This window comes from Desulfuromonas sp. KJ2020, from assembly GCF_024197615.1.
Lineage (GTDB): Bacteria > Desulfobacterota > Desulfuromonadia > Desulfuromonadales > SZUA-540 > SZUA-540.
The window spans coordinates 791,819-807,481 of record NZ_JAKUKE010000003.1; the positions used below are offsets into that span (position 1 = coordinate 791,819).

At 53.0% G+C, this 15,663-nt stretch carries 17 protein-coding genes and 1 tRNA gene; all 18 read left to right on the plus strand.

Annotated features, from left to right (window positions below; all coding sequences use genetic code 11):
- Positions 1-14 precede the first annotated feature (14 nt).
- The 18 genes from rpiB to pheT all read left to right on the plus strand — a co-directional run bounded on the left by rpiB (position 15) and on the right by pheT (position 15,608).
- A complete protein-coding gene (gene rpiB / locus MJO47_RS12045; RefSeq protein WP_253961371.1) occupies positions 15-470 on the plus strand; it encodes a ribose 5-phosphate isomerase B in 456 nt (151 codons plus the stop codon).
- A gap of 109 nt (positions 471-579) precedes the next feature.
- Positions 580-1,833, plus strand: coding sequence for a serine hydroxymethyltransferase (gene glyA, locus MJO47_RS12050; RefSeq protein ID WP_253961372.1), 1,254 nt, complete (start codon positions 580-582; stop codon positions 1,831-1,833).
- Positions 1,830-2,303, plus strand: a complete 474-nt coding sequence (locus tag MJO47_RS12055) for a cytidine/deoxycytidylate deaminase family protein (RefSeq protein ID WP_253961373.1) — start codon at positions 1,830-1,832, stop codon at positions 2,301-2,303. The genes glyA and MJO47_RS12055 overlap by 4 nt, the downstream gene beginning before the upstream one ends.
- Before the next feature lies 1 nt (position 2,304).
- On the plus strand, positions 2,305-2,772 hold the full coding sequence (gene nrdR, locus MJO47_RS12060; protein WP_253961374.1) for a transcriptional regulator NrdR: 468 nt from the start codon (positions 2,305-2,307) through the stop codon (positions 2,770-2,772).
- Positions 2,773-2,825: 53 nt separating this feature from the next.
- Positions 2,826-3,950, plus strand: a complete 1,125-nt coding sequence (gene ribD / locus MJO47_RS12065; RefSeq protein ID WP_371926676.1) for a bifunctional diaminohydroxyphosphoribosylaminopyrimidine deaminase/5-amino-6-(5-phosphoribosylamino)uracil reductase RibD — start codon at positions 2,826-2,828, stop codon at positions 3,948-3,950.
- Complete coding sequence (locus tag MJO47_RS12070) at positions 3,935-4,585, plus strand: riboflavin synthase (protein ID WP_253961376.1); 651 nt, start codon at positions 3,935-3,937, stop codon at positions 4,583-4,585. The genes ribD and MJO47_RS12070 overlap by 16 nt, the downstream gene beginning before the upstream one ends.
- Positions 4,586-4,618: 33 nt before the next feature.
- Entirely contained in the window at positions 4,619-5,824 is a 1,206-nt protein-coding gene (locus tag MJO47_RS12075; RefSeq protein ID WP_253961377.1) for a bifunctional 3,4-dihydroxy-2-butanone-4-phosphate synthase/GTP cyclohydrolase II, read from the plus strand.
- Positions 5,825-5,867: 43 nt separating this feature from the next.
- On the plus strand, positions 5,868-6,332 hold the full coding sequence (gene ribE, locus MJO47_RS12080; RefSeq protein ID WP_253961887.1) for a 6,7-dimethyl-8-ribityllumazine synthase: 465 nt from the start codon (positions 5,868-5,870) through the stop codon (positions 6,330-6,332).
- Between the two features lie 4 nt (positions 6,333-6,336).
- Positions 6,337-6,801: a transcription antitermination factor NusB gene (gene nusB, locus MJO47_RS12085; protein WP_253961378.1), complete on the plus strand. Its 465-nt coding sequence runs from the start codon at positions 6,337-6,339 to the stop codon at positions 6,799-6,801.
- Positions 6,798-7,250 (plus strand): M17 family peptidase N-terminal domain-containing protein, encoded by a 453-nt coding sequence (locus MJO47_RS12090; protein ID WP_253961379.1) that lies wholly within the window; start codon positions 6,798-6,800, stop codon positions 7,248-7,250. The genes nusB and MJO47_RS12090 overlap by 4 nt, the downstream gene beginning before the upstream one ends.
- A gap of 52 nt (positions 7,251-7,302) precedes the next feature.
- Positions 7,303-8,613: a homoserine dehydrogenase gene (locus MJO47_RS12095; RefSeq protein ID WP_253961380.1), complete on the plus strand. Its 1,311-nt coding sequence runs from the start codon at positions 7,303-7,305 to the stop codon at positions 8,611-8,613.
- Between the two features lie 77 nt (positions 8,614-8,690).
- Positions 8,691-8,765, plus strand: a tRNA-Val gene (locus tag MJO47_RS12100).
- A 69-nt stretch (positions 8,766-8,834) separates the two neighbouring features.
- Positions 8,835-10,751, plus strand: coding sequence for a threonine--tRNA ligase (gene thrS / locus MJO47_RS12105; protein WP_253961381.1), 1,917 nt, complete (start codon positions 8,835-8,837; stop codon positions 10,749-10,751).
- Positions 10,752-10,762: 11 nt separating this feature from the next.
- Positions 10,763-11,281, plus strand: coding sequence for a translation initiation factor IF-3 (gene infC, locus MJO47_RS12110; RefSeq protein WP_253961888.1), 519 nt, complete (start codon positions 10,763-10,765; stop codon positions 11,279-11,281).
- A gap of 75 nt (positions 11,282-11,356) precedes the next feature.
- Positions 11,357-11,554 (plus strand): 50S ribosomal protein L35, encoded by a 198-nt coding sequence (gene rpmI / locus MJO47_RS12115; protein WP_155876234.1) that lies wholly within the window; start codon positions 11,357-11,359, stop codon positions 11,552-11,554.
- A gap of 107 nt (positions 11,555-11,661) precedes the next feature.
- A complete protein-coding gene (gene rplT / locus MJO47_RS12120) occupies positions 11,662-12,018 on the plus strand; it encodes a 50S ribosomal protein L20 (RefSeq protein WP_253961382.1) in 357 nt (118 codons plus the stop codon).
- 103 nt (positions 12,019-12,121) lie between these two features.
- Positions 12,122-13,138: a phenylalanine--tRNA ligase subunit alpha gene (gene pheS / locus MJO47_RS12125; RefSeq protein WP_253961383.1), complete on the plus strand. Its 1,017-nt coding sequence runs from the start codon at positions 12,122-12,124 to the stop codon at positions 13,136-13,138.
- Positions 13,139-13,190: 52 nt separating this feature from the next.
- The gene (gene pheT / locus MJO47_RS12130) at positions 13,191-15,608 is read left to right on the plus strand and encodes a phenylalanine--tRNA ligase subunit beta (protein ID WP_253961384.1); all 2,418 of its coding nucleotides are present in this window, start codon (positions 13,191-13,193) and stop codon (positions 15,606-15,608) included.
- The last annotated feature ends 55 nt before the right edge of the window (positions 15,609-15,663 follow it).

Here is a 15,663-nt window from a genome sequence, read left to right on the forward strand (position 1 = left end):
GACAATTAACGAAAATGCTCATCATCGCAAGTGATCACGGGGGCCTTGAGCTCAAGGAAGCGGTCAAAACATATCTTAAAAAAAGACAGGTTGATGTTCGTGATCTGGGAACCAATGGTTCCGAGTCCGTTGACTATCCTGATTTCGGGGAAAAAGTGGCCCGGGCTGTTTCTTTGGGAGAAGCAGACGCCGGGATATTGATCTGTGGCACCGGGATCGGAATGTCCATCGTGGCCAATAAGTTTCCGGGAGTCAGGGCAGCTTTGGCCCACGACGAATTCACGGCCCGTATGGCCAAGGAACATAACAACGCGAATGTTCTTGTGCTCGGAGGACGCGTTGAGGCGGCCGACCAGGGTATTGAGATGGTGGCGGCTTGGCTCGACTCCGAGTTTGAGGGGGGACGGCATCAGCGGCGGCTCGATAAAATCGCTGAGCTGGAAAGAGCCATAGGTGCCGGAAAAATTTAGAGGCAAAAAGAAAATGGGCAGGCCTCTGGCCTGCCCATTTTCTTTGCAGCCAATGTAAAACGCCCATTGCAGACCTTAATTTCAGTTATTTAATCGGAGGTAATGTCACATGTCGGAACTGCTGGCCAAATTTGATCCTGAAATTGCATCAGCTATCCAGAAAGAGACTGGGCGGCAGGAGTACAGTCTGGAATTTATCGCCTCGGAGAACTTTGTCAGCGAGGAAGTGCTTGAAGCGCAAGGGTCAGTTCTCACCAATAAGTATGCTGAAGGCTATCCGGGGAAACGGTACTATGGCGGCTGCGAATTCGTTGACGTCGCTGAACAGTTGGCGATTGACCGTGCCAAAACCCTCTTTGGGGCTGAGCACGCCAATGTGCAGCCACATTCCGGGTCCCAGGCCAACATGGCCGTCTATTTTTCCGTCTGTCAGCCTGGAGATACCATTCTGGGGATGAATCTGGCTCACGGCGGGCACCTCACCCATGGTTCCCCTGTTAATTTTTCCGGTAAATTGTTCAATATCGTTCCTTATGGCGTCAAAAAGGAAACGGGGCGAATTGACTATGAGGAGGTGGAGAGGCTTGCCCTTGAGCATAAGCCCAAGATGATTGTGGTCGGGGCCAGCGCCTACTCCAGGACCCTGGATTTTGCTGCCTTTCGGCAGATCGCCGATAAGGTTGGTGCTATAGTGATGGTTGACATGGCTCATATTGCCGGTTTGGTGGCTGCCGGGGAGCACCCGAGCCCTGTGCCTTATGCCGACTTTGTCACCACCACCACGCATAAAACATTACGGGGGCCTCGTGGCGGCATGATCCTCTGCCGTGAGGAACATGCTAAAAAACTTAACAGCAATATTTTCCCGGGGATTCAGGGCGGTCCGCTGATGCATGTTATTGCTGCCAAAGCCGTCGCTTTCAAGGAAGCTCTTGCCCCTGATTTCAAGGAATATGCCCGGCAGGTCGTCAAAAACGCCAAGGCCCTCGCTGCGGCTCTCAATCGTCAGGGTTTTGATATCGTCTCCGGCGGCACGGACAATCATCTTATGCTGGTCGATTTGTCGAATAAGGACATTACCGGCAAGGTGGCGGAAGAGACCCTGGAGAAGGCCGGCATTACGGTCAACAAGAATGCCGTGCCTTTCGATACTCGGTCACCTTTTGTGACCAGCGGTTTCCGGGTCGGCACTCCCGCCACCACGACTCGCGGCCTGAAAGAGCCCGAAATGGAAATGGTTGCTGCCTGGATGGCTCGCGCTCTGGCCCATGTGGATAACGAAGCCGCACTGCAGACGATTCGGCAGGAAGTTAAAGAACTCTGCTTGAAGTTCCCTTTATACGCGCATCGTCTGTCCGCATGAGTCGGCCGACCTGGGAAGAATACTTTATGGAGATCGCCCGTCTCGTGGCCCGGCGATCTACCTGTTTGCGCCGCCAGGTTGGGGCTGTTGTCGTGAAGGAAAAGAATATTCTGGCGACGGGGTACAATGGTACCCCGTCGGGAATAGCTCATTGTTCCGAAGTGGGTTGTTTACGCCAGAAACTGAATGTTCCGTCGGGGGAGCGTCATGAACTCTGTCGCGGGCTCCATGCGGAGCAAAATGCCATCATTCAGGCTGCCAAGCATGGTGTGAACATCAGTGGTGGCACTCTCTATTGCACCAATTCCCCCTGTGTTATCTGTAGCAAAATGCTGATCAATGCCGGCATCTCCCGCATTGTTTATCTGGAAGGATATCCTGATCAGCTCTCCTTGGAGATGCTGGCTGAATCCGGTATAGGTGTTCATTCGTTTGCGGATTTTACCGACGGAAAGGCCCTGGAGCTCTGATATGAAGTGCCCGTTTTGCAGTTTTGAAGACACCAAGGTCATTGATTCCCGACTGGGCAAAGAAGGGAACAATATCCGCAGGAGAAGAGAATGTATTGACTGTGGCCGTCGATTCACGACCTATGAACGGGTGGAGGAGATTCTGCCGTTGGTTGTCAAAAAGGATGGCCGCCGCGAACCTTTTGACCGTTTGAAAATCATTGCGGGCATGCAACGTGCCTGTGAAAAAAGACCTGTTTCCATTGCCACTATCGAAAAACTGGTGGATCAGTTGGAAATTTCTCTGCAGGAAAGTGGCGAAAAGGAAATTGACGCCAGTCGCATAGGCGAGGGTGTTATGGAGGCCTTGAGGAACGTTGATGAGGTTGCTTATGTGCGTTTTGCCTCTGTTTACCGTCAATTCAAGGATATCAACGAGTTCATGGCCGAACTTAAAGAAATCCTGGCCAAAGAGAACAAAAACGCTTAATCCGCTTGCTCTACCTCTTCCGTCATATAATTCCTCTCTTTTAGTTTTTTGATATGGCAAATCCTGCAAAACAATCACCTGAATATTATATGTCCCGTGCCCTCGAACTGGCCCGCCAGGCCGAAGGGCGCACCCGGCCCAATCCGGCGGTAGGAGCCGTGATTGTCCGCCATGGGACAATTGTCGGAGAAGGGTATCATCACCGCGCCGGAGAGCCCCATGCCGAAATCAATGCGCTCCGACAGGCGGGTGAACAGGCTACCGATGCGAATTTGTATGTGACCTTGGAACCCTGTTCCCATCATGGCCGGACGGGGCCCTGCGCAGAAGCTATACTGGCCGCCGGAGTCCGGAGGGTGTTCGTCGGTACGAAAGATCCGAATCCCAGGGTTTCCGGTAGGGGGGTCGCGCTACTTTCAGATAATGGTGTTGAGGTGGTGACTGACATACTGGCAGAGGAGTGTCGCAATCTGATTGCCCCTTTTGCCAAGCATGTGCTTACAGGGAAACCCTTGGTTACCCTCAAGTCCGCCATAACCCTTGACGGGTTCTGTGCCACCTCATCAGGGGATTCCCAGTGGATCTCCAACGAGCACAGTCGTTTGTATGTGCATCAACAGCGGGATAAGGCTGACGCGGTCATGGTCGGCATTGGTACGGTTTTGGCCGACAACCCCCGCTTGACCACGCGTCTGCCGGAAGGGGGAAGAAATCCGCTCCGGGTTGTGGTCGACTCTTTTCTTCGCATCCCCGAAGATTCAGCTCTGGTGACGCTTTCTGCCGATCAGTCCACCCTGGTGGCCACCACCAAGGCTGCCGACCCCGCCAAAATCAACCGGTTACAGGCTGTCGGAGTGCGGGTTCTTACGCTCCCGGAAAAAAACGGGCAGGTCGACTTGAACGCTCTCATGCTCGCCTTGGGCAAAATGGAAATCCAGAATCTGATCCTCGAGGGTGGTGCCGTTCTCAATGGGAGCCTTTTGCGTCAAGGATTGGTCGATAGGGCCATGATTTTTATCGCACCGGTATTGTTGGGGGGAGGAGATGGCCGGGGTCTGTTTGCCGGGCCGGGAGCTGTCCGCCTGGCAGAGGCCTGGCGCCTCAAACACGTTCGTTTCAGATCGTTTGGAGAGGATATCCTTTTGGAGGGAGATGTTTACTCATGTTCACGGGACTGATTCAAGATATCGGAACTCTGCTGAAAATCCAAAAGGGTGAGGAAAGTTATCAGCTTACCGTTTCCACGCGGTTCCCTCAGGATGATCTTCTGCTTGGTGAAAGCATTGCCGTCAACGGCATCTGTCTCACGGTCGTCTCCAAAGGGGGAGGCGCTTTTTCCGCCGATGTCTCCCGGGAGACCGTGACCCGAACCAGCCTGGGGGAGTTGCGGGTCGGCCAGCGGGTCAACCTTGAGCGCGCCCTGCGGCTTGCTGATCGCCTGGGCGGACACATTGTGACGGGCCATGTCGATGGCGTCGGCGTGATTCGGTCACGGCGCCGTGAAGGCAACGCCGAATGCCTCGTCATTTCCATACCGGAAGGGTGCCACCGATATCTTGTCGTCAAAGGGTCCGTGGCTGTCGACGGCATCAGCCTGACGGTCAACGAGGTAACGGAAAAGGATTTTTCGCTGATGATAATCCCCCACAGCCTTTCCGAGACAACTCTTCAGTACATGCGGCAGGGGAGCAGGGTAAATATCGAAACGGACATTCTCGGAAAGTACGTTGAACGTCTTCTGGGGCAGCGCCCAGAAGGGCCAAAGAGCTCGTCCGTGACCTTTGAATTTCTTGCAAACCATGGATATATGTGACATGATTGCGCCTCTCGAAAGGAAGTGCCTGACATGCCTATTGGAAAAATAGAAGCAGCCCTCGAAGACATTCGACAGGGAAAAATGGTTATCCTCGTCGATGACGAAGACCGTGAAAATGAAGGGGATCTGGCCATGGCGGCCGAATTGGTTACCCCTGAAGCCATAAATTTCATGGCGAAAGAAGGGCGTGGTCTTATCTGTTTGACCATGACCGAGGAGAGGGCGGACCTTCTTGATCTTCCCCTGATGGTGAAGAACAATTCATCCTCTTTCGGCACAGCGTTTACCGTGTCTATCGAGGCTAAGCGCGGGGTGACCACCGGGATTTCCGCGGCCGACCGGGCGACCACGATTCAGGTCGCCTTGGCCGACGAGACTACCGCCAATGATCTGGCCCGACCCGGACACGTGTTTCCACTCAGAGCCAAAAAAGGGGGAGTGCTTGTTCGGGCCGGACAAACCGAAGGCTCTGTTGATCTGGCCCGTCTGGCTGGACTCAAGCCTGCAGGCGTCATCTGCGAAATTATGAACGATGACGGGACGATGGCCAGAATGCCCCAACTGAAGGTTTTTGCCCAGCAGCATGGTCTGAAAATCATCACTATCGCTGATCTGGTTGCATACCGCATGCGCAAGGAACTTCTGGTAAGACGTGCGGCCGAGACGATTTTGCCGACACCTTACGGTGGAGAATTCCGCGCGATTGCTTACGAAAATGATGTGGATCATGCCCAGCACCTGGCCCTGGTGAAGGGGGAGATTGATCCCAGCCAACCTGTTCTTGTCCGTGTTCATTCCGAGTGTCTGACCGGCGATGTCTTTGGGTCACTGCGGTGCGATTGCGGTGATCAGCTTCATGCGGCCATGCAGCAGATAGCTCAGGAGGGCAGCGGTGTCATCCTGTACATGCGGCAGGAAGGGCGAGGTATCGGTTTGGTCAACAAGCTTCGCGCCTACGCTCTGCAGGACCAGGGACACGACACGGTCGAAGCCAACGAAGCTCTTGGCTTCAAGGCCGACCTGAGGGATTACGGCATCGGCGCCCAGATTCTTTCTGAGCTGGGCATCCGGCAGCTTCGGTTGATGACGAACAATCCCAAAAAAATCGTTGGCCTCGAGGGATACGGGCTAGAGATCGTTGGACGGGTGCCCCTGGAAGTCGCCCCGACAAACGCCAATCGCCGGTATTTGAAAACGAAACGGGAGAGGATGGGCCATCTTCTGGAAAATCTTTAAGGTGCAGCTTTGCCTGTGAATGGTATCGGCATAGGAGATCATGATGAGCCAGGTTTATGAAGGGAAATTGGACGCCAAGGGACTTAAGGTCGCACTGATTGTGAGCCGCTTCAACAGTTTTATCTGTGACCGTCTGGTAGAGGGAGCGATGGATGCTCTGGTGCGCCATGGGGCAAACGGTGACGATGTTCATACGGTTCGAGTGCCTGGGGCTTTTGAAGTTCCCATTGCGGCCAAGAAAGTGGCGCAAACCAACCGATATGATGCGATCATTTGCCTCGGATGCGTTATCAGGGGAGCTACCCCCCATTTCGAGTATGTCAGTGCTGAGGTTTCCAAGGGGATTGCCTCGGTCAGTCTCGAGTCCGGTATTCCCGTGGCGTTCGGCGTTTTGACGACGGACACCATCGAGCAGGCCATTGAAAGAGCTGGAACCAAAGCGGGCAACAAGGGCTTTGACGCCGCTGTCAGCGCCATTGAAATGGCCAATCTCTTCAAGGCACTGTAAGAGCATGGGTACGCGTAGAAAAGGACGAGAACTCGCTCTTAAAATCATCTACAGTATGTTTGACCAGAATTCCACCGTTGACACTGTTTTGGGGGATTTCTGGCACAACTTCCATTTTCAGGACGATATTCTCGGCGAACCGGTCGAGGGAGCTTCGGACTCCGTGCCATTGGACCAGCGTTCTTTTGCCGAAGAGCTGATTTACGGGGTCGACCAGCATCTGGAACAAATTGATCAGGTTATTTCCAGGCATTCGACCAACTGGTCGCTGGACAGGATGTCCAGGGTGGATCTCTCTCTGCTTCGCCTTGCCGCCTATGAGTTGCTCTATCGGCCGGATATCCCGTCCAATGTGGTGATTAACGAGGCTATTGAAATTGGTAAACGATATGGCACCGTCGATACACCCTCCTTTGTTAATGGCATTCTAGATAAGATATCACGTGAAAGCAGGCCTGTTGTTTCATGACACGCGTGCGGGTTCTTGATCTTCCTGCTGACAAACTGGACGGGGAGGTCATTGTTTCCTTTATCTTTGAGGATCAAAAACCAGTTCGTGGCGCTGCCGCTCTGCTTGATTGGCGTCTTCGCGGTCTTTTGACAAGAAATCTGCTCGATGGATTCATCTGTGGTGAAATGGGGCAGCGCCTGATGGTCCTGAGCGATCATCGTGTTTCTGCTGACTGGGTGATGTTTTTGGGCGGTGGCAGGTCCCAATCCCTGGACACCAGAAAAATGGAAAGTCTTGCACGGCAAGCTCTGGAAACTGTTTATAGAGCCGGGTTCAGGCGCGTCGCCATGGCCCTTATCCCGCCAGCCAAGGAAAGCCAGGAGTTTCTTCAGGGGGCTATTGAACGTCTTCTTACCGATACTTCCCTGACAAACATGGAATGTCTTCTGACCTTTCAAGGGGAGTAGTCAACGTGCCTTTTGAATCAAGGGTCGCATTTTCTGTGGGTGGAGTTTTATTATGCAAAGCATCAATATTGGTCTTTTAGGCTTTGGAACCATCGGGACCGGTGTGGTTCGCCTGGTCCAGAAAAACGCCAAAATCATCGAACAGCGCCTCGGATGCAAGGTGAATCTGGTCAAAATAGCCGATCTGGATATCGTGCGTGACCGTGGTGTGAGCCTTGCAGAAGGCATGCTGACTACCGATGCGAACGAAGTTGTCAGCCACCCCGATATTCATGTCGTTGTTGAGCTGATCGGTGGATATGAGCCCGCACGTTCGCTGGTTTTGAAGGCCATTCAAAATGGCAAACACGTTGTTACCGCCAACAAGGCGCTGCTCGCTGTTCATGGTCAGGAAATTCTGCAGGCGGCTGAAAAGCACCGTGTGGAAGTTCTTTTTGAAGCGGCAGTGGGGGGAGGGATCCCCATAATTTCTGCCATTAAAGAAAATCTTTGCGGGAATAATTTTCATAGCGTGTTCGGAATTTTCAATGGCACCTGCAATTACATCCTGACTCGCATGACGGAAGATGGAGAGGATTTTTCTTCCGTGCTCAAAGAAGCGCAGGCGAAGGGGTATGCCGAGGCCGACCCTACCTTCGATGTGGAGGGGATTGACACCGCCCACAAGTTGGCTTTGCTGATATCCTTGTGTTTCGGCACCCGCGTCGATTTTTCCAAGGTCTATACGGAAGGGATATCCCAGCTGTCTCTGGTCGACATCGAATTTGCCAGACAGATGGGCTACAAAATCAAGCTCCTGGCGATCGGCAAGGAGGAGGGTGGGCAAATCGAGGCCCGGGTCCATCCTACCATGATCCCTGACGACTACCCCCTCGCCCAGGTTGATGGGGTGTTGAACGCCGTCCGACTTGTCGGCGATTTTGTGGGCCCCGTGACCCTGCAGGGTGCTGGGGCCGGCATGGATGCTACCGCCAGCGCCGTCATGGGCGACGTCATGTCCCTGGGGCGCAATATCCTCCAGGGAATTAAGACGCGTTCCCCGGTTATGGGTTATTGCCCCGCCAGTATTCAGGATTTGCCGATCAAGTCCATGGACGATATCGTGGGTCCTTATTACCTGCGGTTCGCTGTTATGGACCGTCCTGGAGTTCTGGCCCAGATTGCCGGGATTCTCGGTGCTCATGACATCAGCATCGCCTCGATGATCCAGCCTGATCGCCAAGAGGGATTGTCGGTTCCGGTTGTCCTGGTTACCCACGATGCCCGTGAAGGGAATATCAAAAAGGCTCTTGATGAAATTGACGCGCTTGAGGTGATTCGTGAAAAGAGCCACCTGATTCGCATCGAAGGCAGTCTCGACTAAAAAATGCTCTTGGACTGTAATAAAATTGCTTGACTTGCTTTATGCGGTTTGATAAAAGTTACCGGCATTTCGGTTGTAGGCACGTAGCTCAGTGGGAGAGCACTACCTTGACACGGTAGGGGTCGGCGGTTCAATCCCGCCCGTGCCTACCAGATTACATTCTGGGATGATTAAACGATAGAGGCATCTTTGGATGCCTCTTTTCATTAGCGGGGTGCAGAATGGAAACGATTCGCGTTGAACTGCCTGACGGGACCATCCGGGAAGTTGCCGGAGGGATTTCCGTGCTTGAGGTGGCCGGGTCGATCAGTGAAGGTTTGGCCAGGCAGTCCGTTGCGGCAAAGGTCGATGGTCGGCTGGTTGATGTGACGTCGACTCTTGAAGGGGATTGCCGACTGGAGTTGATTACCCTCAACTCGGCGGATGGCCTGGACGTCTATCGCCATTCTGCGGCTCACCTCATGGCCCACGCGGTAAAGGATCTCTTTGGGAAAGATGTTCAGGTCACCATTGGGCCATCCATCGAAAACGGCTTCTATTACGACTTCTATAGTGATACCCACAAATTTACCCCCGAAGAATTCGAAAAGATCGAATCCCGCATGGCTGAACTGGCCAAAGCCGATCTCCCCATTGAACGGGAGGAGATGACTCGGGACAGCGCCATAGAACTGTTTCGGCAGATGGGGGAGTCCTATAAGGTCAAATTGATTGAGGACCTCCCCAATGAGACCGTCTCCCTTTATCGCCAGGGAGAATTCGTCGATCTATGCCGTGGCCCCCACCTGCCTTCCACTGGGAAAATTAAAGCTTTCAAGCTGACCAGCCTGGCCGGCGCCTATTGGCGGGGTGATGAAAAAAACGCCATGCTGCAACGCATTTATGCGACGGCTTTCCCCGACAAGAAGCAGCTCAAGGCCTATCTGGACAAGCTTGAAGAAGCACGCAAGCGGGACCACCGCAAGTTGGGGCGTGAGCTTGACCTTTTTAGCTTTAACGATGAGGCTGGTGCCGGCCTGGTCATCTGGCACCCCAAGGGAGCCATGCTGCGCACTATCCTGGAGGATTTCGAGCGCAAGGAGCATTTGCGGCGAGGTTACGACATCGTCATGGGACCCCAGATCCTCCGCACTGACTTGTGGAAAACGTCCGGTCATTATGAAAATTACCGGGAAAATATGTACTTCACCGAAGTGGACGAGCAGAGTTATGGGATCAAACCCATGAACTGCCTGTCTCACATGCTTATCTATAAATCCAAAAAGCGCTCCTACCGGGATCTGCCGTTGCGCTTTTTTGAGCTTGGCACCGTGCATCGTCATGAGAAATCGGGTGTTTTGCATGGCCTCCTTCGGGTTCGCGGCTTCACCCAGGATGATGCCCACATTCTGTGTACTCCCGACCAACTGGATGGTGAAATCAAGGGAGTCCTCCGTTTCGTCCAGGATGTCATGAAGATCTTCGGCTTCGAATATGAGATGGAGATCTCCACGCGGCCTGAAAAATCGATCGGCAGCGATGTGGACTGGGAGCGGGCGACTGCTGCCTTGATGAGCGCTCTTAAGGATTCGGGACTGCCTTTTGAGGTCAATGAGGGGGATGGTGCATTTTACGGCCCGAAGATCGACATTAAGCTCAAGGACGCCCTTGACAGAAGATGGCAGTGTGCTACAATCCAGTGCGATTTTACCCTGCCTGAGCGGTTTGATCTGAGTTACGTCGGCCCAGATGGGGAGAGGCATCGCCCTGTTATGGTTCATCGAGTCATTCTCGGGGCGATTGAGCGGTTTGTGGGTGTTCTGATTGAGCACTACGCCGGGAACTTCCCTTTGTGGCTCTCCCCTGTGCAGGCCCGTGTCGTGAATGTGACAGACCGGCAAGCCGATTACGCCAGGGATGTGACACAATTGTTGCGTGAAGCGGGTGTTCGGGTGGATTCAGACCTACGCAACGAAAAGCTCGGCTACAAGATTCGCGAAGCTCAAATTGAAAAAATACCTTACATGCTCGTCATCGGTGACAAGGAAGTGGAAGAAGGAACCCTTTCTCCACGCCACCGCAGCGGAGACAGTTTGAATGCCATGAAACCTGATGAGTTCATCCAGTTGGTTCAGGATGAATGCAGGTTATATCATTAGGAGGTGACACCATAGCTAAGCAAGAGACCAATATCAATCGTGCCATTCGAGCAAGAGAAGTCCGGGTCGTTGACGACGAAGGAGAACAGCTCGGTATATTGAGCCTTGAGGAAGCATTGGCCGCCGCAACCGCAAGGGGCCTCGATCTAGTTGAGGTGTCCCCCAATGCCGTGCCGCCTGTTTGCCGAATCATGGATTATGGCAAATACAAATATCAGGCAAGCAAGAGGGCGGCAGAAGCCAAGAAAAAGACTGCCAAAGTTGAAACAAAAGAAGTCAAGATGCGGCCTAAGACCGAAGAGCATGATTTCCAGTTCAAGGTTAAAAACGCAAGACGATTTCTTGATGACGGAAACAAGGTTAAGGTGACGGTCATGTTTCGCGGTCGCGAAGTGACTCATCCCGAGTTCGGTAGAGCCCTGATGGATCGCATCGCCGATGAGGTCAAGGATATAGCCGCGGTGGAAATGACCCCTCGCATGGCCGGTCGGTTTATGACCATGGTGTTGGCTCCCAATAAGAAACAGTAAGAATATTGTGCTTGGAAGGCTCCAGAAACCTATCAGAAATTTTGCTGAATAAATAAATCGAAGGAGATTCGGAGAATGCCCAAAATTAAAACCAATCGTGGCGCTGCAAAGCGTTTTCGTACAACCGGAAGTGGACGGGTTCGTCGTAATAAAGCTTTTACCAGTCATATCCTGACCAAAAAAAGCACCAAGCGCAAACGTGATCTGCGCCAGGGAACGCTGGTTCACAAAGCGGATGAGAAGAATATAAAAGCCCTTATCCCCTATCTCTAGGCATAAGGTCTTTATCGGCTTAAGACCGTGAACTGAGGGGAAAATAGTCTCCCCCTTCAGATCCGGCAGCGGGAAACCGCTTATTTCACCACTAGAAGGAGCAGAACATGCCGAGAGCAAAAAGAGGTTTCAAAGCGAGACGCAGACGCAACAAAGTACTCAAATTGGCCAAAGGGTATCGTGGCGCCCGCAGCAAATTGTTTCGTAGCGCTACCGAGGCCGTCGATCGCGCCCTGAATTACGCATTTCGCGACCGCAAGGTCAAAAAACGCGATTTCCGGGCTCTGTGGATCGCGCGAATCAATGCGGCTGCACGCGAAAACGGGATTTCTTACAGCCGTCTGGTCCATGGCCTCAAAAAGGCTGAGATCGGACTAGACAGAAAAATTCTGGCTCAGCTCGCGATCAGTGACCCCGGCGGATTCACCGCGGTCGTGGATAAAGCCAAGGCCCATTTGCAGTAAAACGAAAAAAGAGATGAGGGCCTTCCTCATCTCTTTTTTTATTTGTCACTTTCGGAAGCCCTAGGGCTTCCTTTCTTCTTTTTATCCACCAAGTGGGGCAACAATGAAGCAGAACTTTGATGATATGCTCGCGCGGGCGAGAGAAAGCATCGAATCCGCGCAGACCGAAGTCACCTTACAGGAAGCGCGCGTCCGGTTTCTTGGCAAAAAGGGAGAATTGACCGCCATCATGAAAGAAATGGGCCGTCTCTCCGCTGAAGAGCGTCCCGTGATTGGTGCTCTTGCCAATCAGGTGAAGTTAACCCTTGAAGAACTGTTCGCCAACCGCCTGGCGGCAATCAAGGAGCGTGAAATTGCTCTGCGCCTTGAGAAAGAGCGCATTGATGTTACCTTGCCGGGAAGAAAACAGTATCGCGGTTCTAAGCATCCTATCACGCTGGTGACGGAGGAAATCTCCGAAATCTTCCTTTCCCTTGGGTTCGGTATTGCCGAAGGACCTGAAGTGGAAAAGGATTTTTATAATTTTGAAGCCTTGAACATCCCCAAGGACCATCCTGCCCGCGATATGCAGGACACCTTTTACGTTTCCCCTGAGGTGGTTCTTCGCACCCATACCTCACCCGTGCAGATTCGCACGATGCTCAAACACGAACCACCGGTTCGCGTCATTGCGCCCGGCACGGTTTATCGTCGGGATTCAGACCTGACGCATAGCCCAATGTTTCATCAGATTGAGGGGTTTCTGGTCGACCGTCACATTACTTTCGGTGACCTTAAGGGGATACTGACGGCCTTTGTGACCCAGTATTTCGGGCGGAATATCGGGGTGCGCTTTCGTCCTTCCTTTTTCCCTTTCACCGAGCCCAGCGCCGAAGTGGATATGCAGTGCGTTATCTGCGGTGGTAAGGGCTGCCGTGTATGTAAAAACAGCGGTTGGCTCGAAATCCTCGGCAGCGGCATGATCGATCCAGAAGTTTTTAAATCTGTCAATTATGATCCCGCCATCTACAGCGGTTTCGCCTTTGGGATGGGACTGGAACGCATTGCGATGTTGAAATATGGAGTGAATGACCTGCGTCTGTTTTTCGAAAATGATATGCGATTCTTGCGTCAATTTTGAGTGGATGTCTATCTCTCCGTCAGATTTAATTCCTGGTAAAGGACTTTAATAAATGATCGTAACTTCAAGCTGGATAAAAGAATTTGTTGATTTCGATATGTCGGCTGCCGACCTGTCCCATCGGTTGACGCTGGCAGGTCTTGAGGTGGACTCTCTTGAGATCATCGGAGAGGGGCTCGACAGTGTCATCGTTGCCAGGCTCGTTTCGGTCGAACCCCATCCACAGGCTGACCGCCTTACGGTTTGTCAGGTGGATACGGGGAAAGAGACCGTCCAGGTTGTCTGCGGTGCCACCAATCACAAAAAGGGTGATTGTGTGGCTCTGGCTCAGGTTGGATCCGTTCTGCCCGGCGATTTTAAGATTAAAAAATCCAAAATTCGGGGGCTCGAATCCCAGGGCATGCTGTGCTCTGAACGGGAACTGGGACTCTCTGAAGAATCTGCCGGAATCCTGATCTTGCCTGAGGGTCTGCCCCTAGGGACTTCTGTCTTTGATGCTTTGAAGATGAAGGATGCCCGTTTTGAAATTGGTCTGACGCCCAATCGCTCGGATTGCCTGAGTGTCCTGGGGGTGGCGCGGGAAGTCGGTGCCATGGTGGGAAAACCCGTGGTGGCGAAAGCGGTGGAAATTCCCGATACCGATGTGGCGATCAGTGCTCTGACGTCCATCACTGTCGAGGAGCCCGAACTTTGCCCTCGGTATGCGGCTCGCCTTATTCAAGGCGTCAGCATCGGCCCCTCTCCTGCATGGATGGTGCGTCGCCTGGAATCTTTGGGGATGCGATCGATCAACAATGTGGTCGATGTGACCAACTATGTGATGATGGAACTTGGTCACCCTTTGCATGCCTTTGACTTCAGCCTGCTGCGGGGTAAAAAAATTATTGTCAAGCGGGCTGGGGAAGGGGAGAAGTTCAACACTCTCGATGGCCAGGAGCGTGAACTGGATTCCAGCGACCTGGTCATCTGTGATGCGCAGGGACCGGTCGCTCTTGCGGGTGTCATGGGGGGTGAAAACTCCGAAATCCAGCCGGAGACAGTCGATATCCTGCTGGAAAGCGCCTACTTCGATCCGCGCACCGTCCGGCGGACCAGCAAGCGTTTGGGCATTCATTCCGAGTCGAGTCACCGATTCGAGCGCGGCGCCGACGTTAATATGGTTCCAGTTGCCCTGAATCGAGCCGCCACCCTGATTCAGGAGCTTGCCGGCGGCAAAATCGCCACCGGTATGCTGGACGTCTACCCCAATCAGCTGCCTGAACGGTCCGTAACCGTGAGTGCACACCGGACCAACGAAGTGTTGGGACTGACCCTGAGCCTTGCGGATATAGAACGTTTGCTGCGCTCCATTGCTCTTGAGGTCGAAAGAAAAGGGGATTCAGAAGACGAGGTCCTGAACGTCACCGTGCCGTTTTTTCGCCACGATCTGGAAAGAGAAATCGACCTCATTGAAGAAGTCGCCCGCCTAAACGGATACGATAAAATTCCGGTAACCATGCCTGTTGGCCGATCGGTTTGCCATACCCCGCCGGCCTCGATTCAGGCCTCCGGCAATGCCAGAAATTTCCTCGCCAGCGCCGGCTTTTCCGAAATCATCAACTACTCTTTTGTTTCGCCCTCCGCATGGGATGCTATTGCACTGCCGGCAGGGGACCCTCGGCGGGAAAATGTCAAAATCCTGAACCCTCTGACCGAAGAACAGTCTGTCATGCGGACGACCCTTGTCCCCAGCCTTCTGCAGACCGTTGCCCGCAACCTGGCCTATCGTTCTAAGGACCTTCGACTTTTTGAACTTCGCCCTGTATTCACGGTGAGATCCGGCGAGGAGTTACCCCATGAGAGCATGCGCCTGTGTGCCATTCTCTGCGGCCGCCGAGAGCCTGAGGGGTGGGCTCAGGAAAACAGCCCCGTTGATTTTTACGATTTGAAAGGCGTCGCCGAAGGGATATTGCGTTGTTTCGATGTTGATGGGGTGTCCTGGGATGGCGATAAAATGGAAGAGCCCTATCTTCATCCCGGCAAATCCTGCGCATTGACCTGCCGAGGAAAACACCTTGGCGTGATGGGTGAGGTGCATCCCAGGATACTGGATAATTTTGAAATCGACACCCCCGTATATTTGCTGGATCTGGATGTGGCTTTGCTCCAGGATGTTTCCAGTGGGTTTTCCGGGTTTCAGCCTCTTTCCCGCTTCCCGGAGGTCTATCGGGACAGTGCTTTATTGGTTGATGAAGCGACCCCGGCCAATGAGGTTCTCGAGGCGGCCAACAAGGCCAAAAGCGCCGAAGTCGTAGAGATCGTTCTTTTCGATGTATACCGGGGCAAAGGGGTCCCTGAAGGCAAGAAAAGCATGGCTATACGCGTTCGCTATCGCTCCATGGAAAAAACTCTGACAGATGAAGAGATAGCCGCGCTTCACGGTAAAATTGTTAAAGCTCTGGAGAAAAGATTGGGCGCCGAAATTCGTTAAAAAAATCGGTTGATCGTCTTAAATTCCTGTGGTATAAAAAAACCCGTGAATTCAA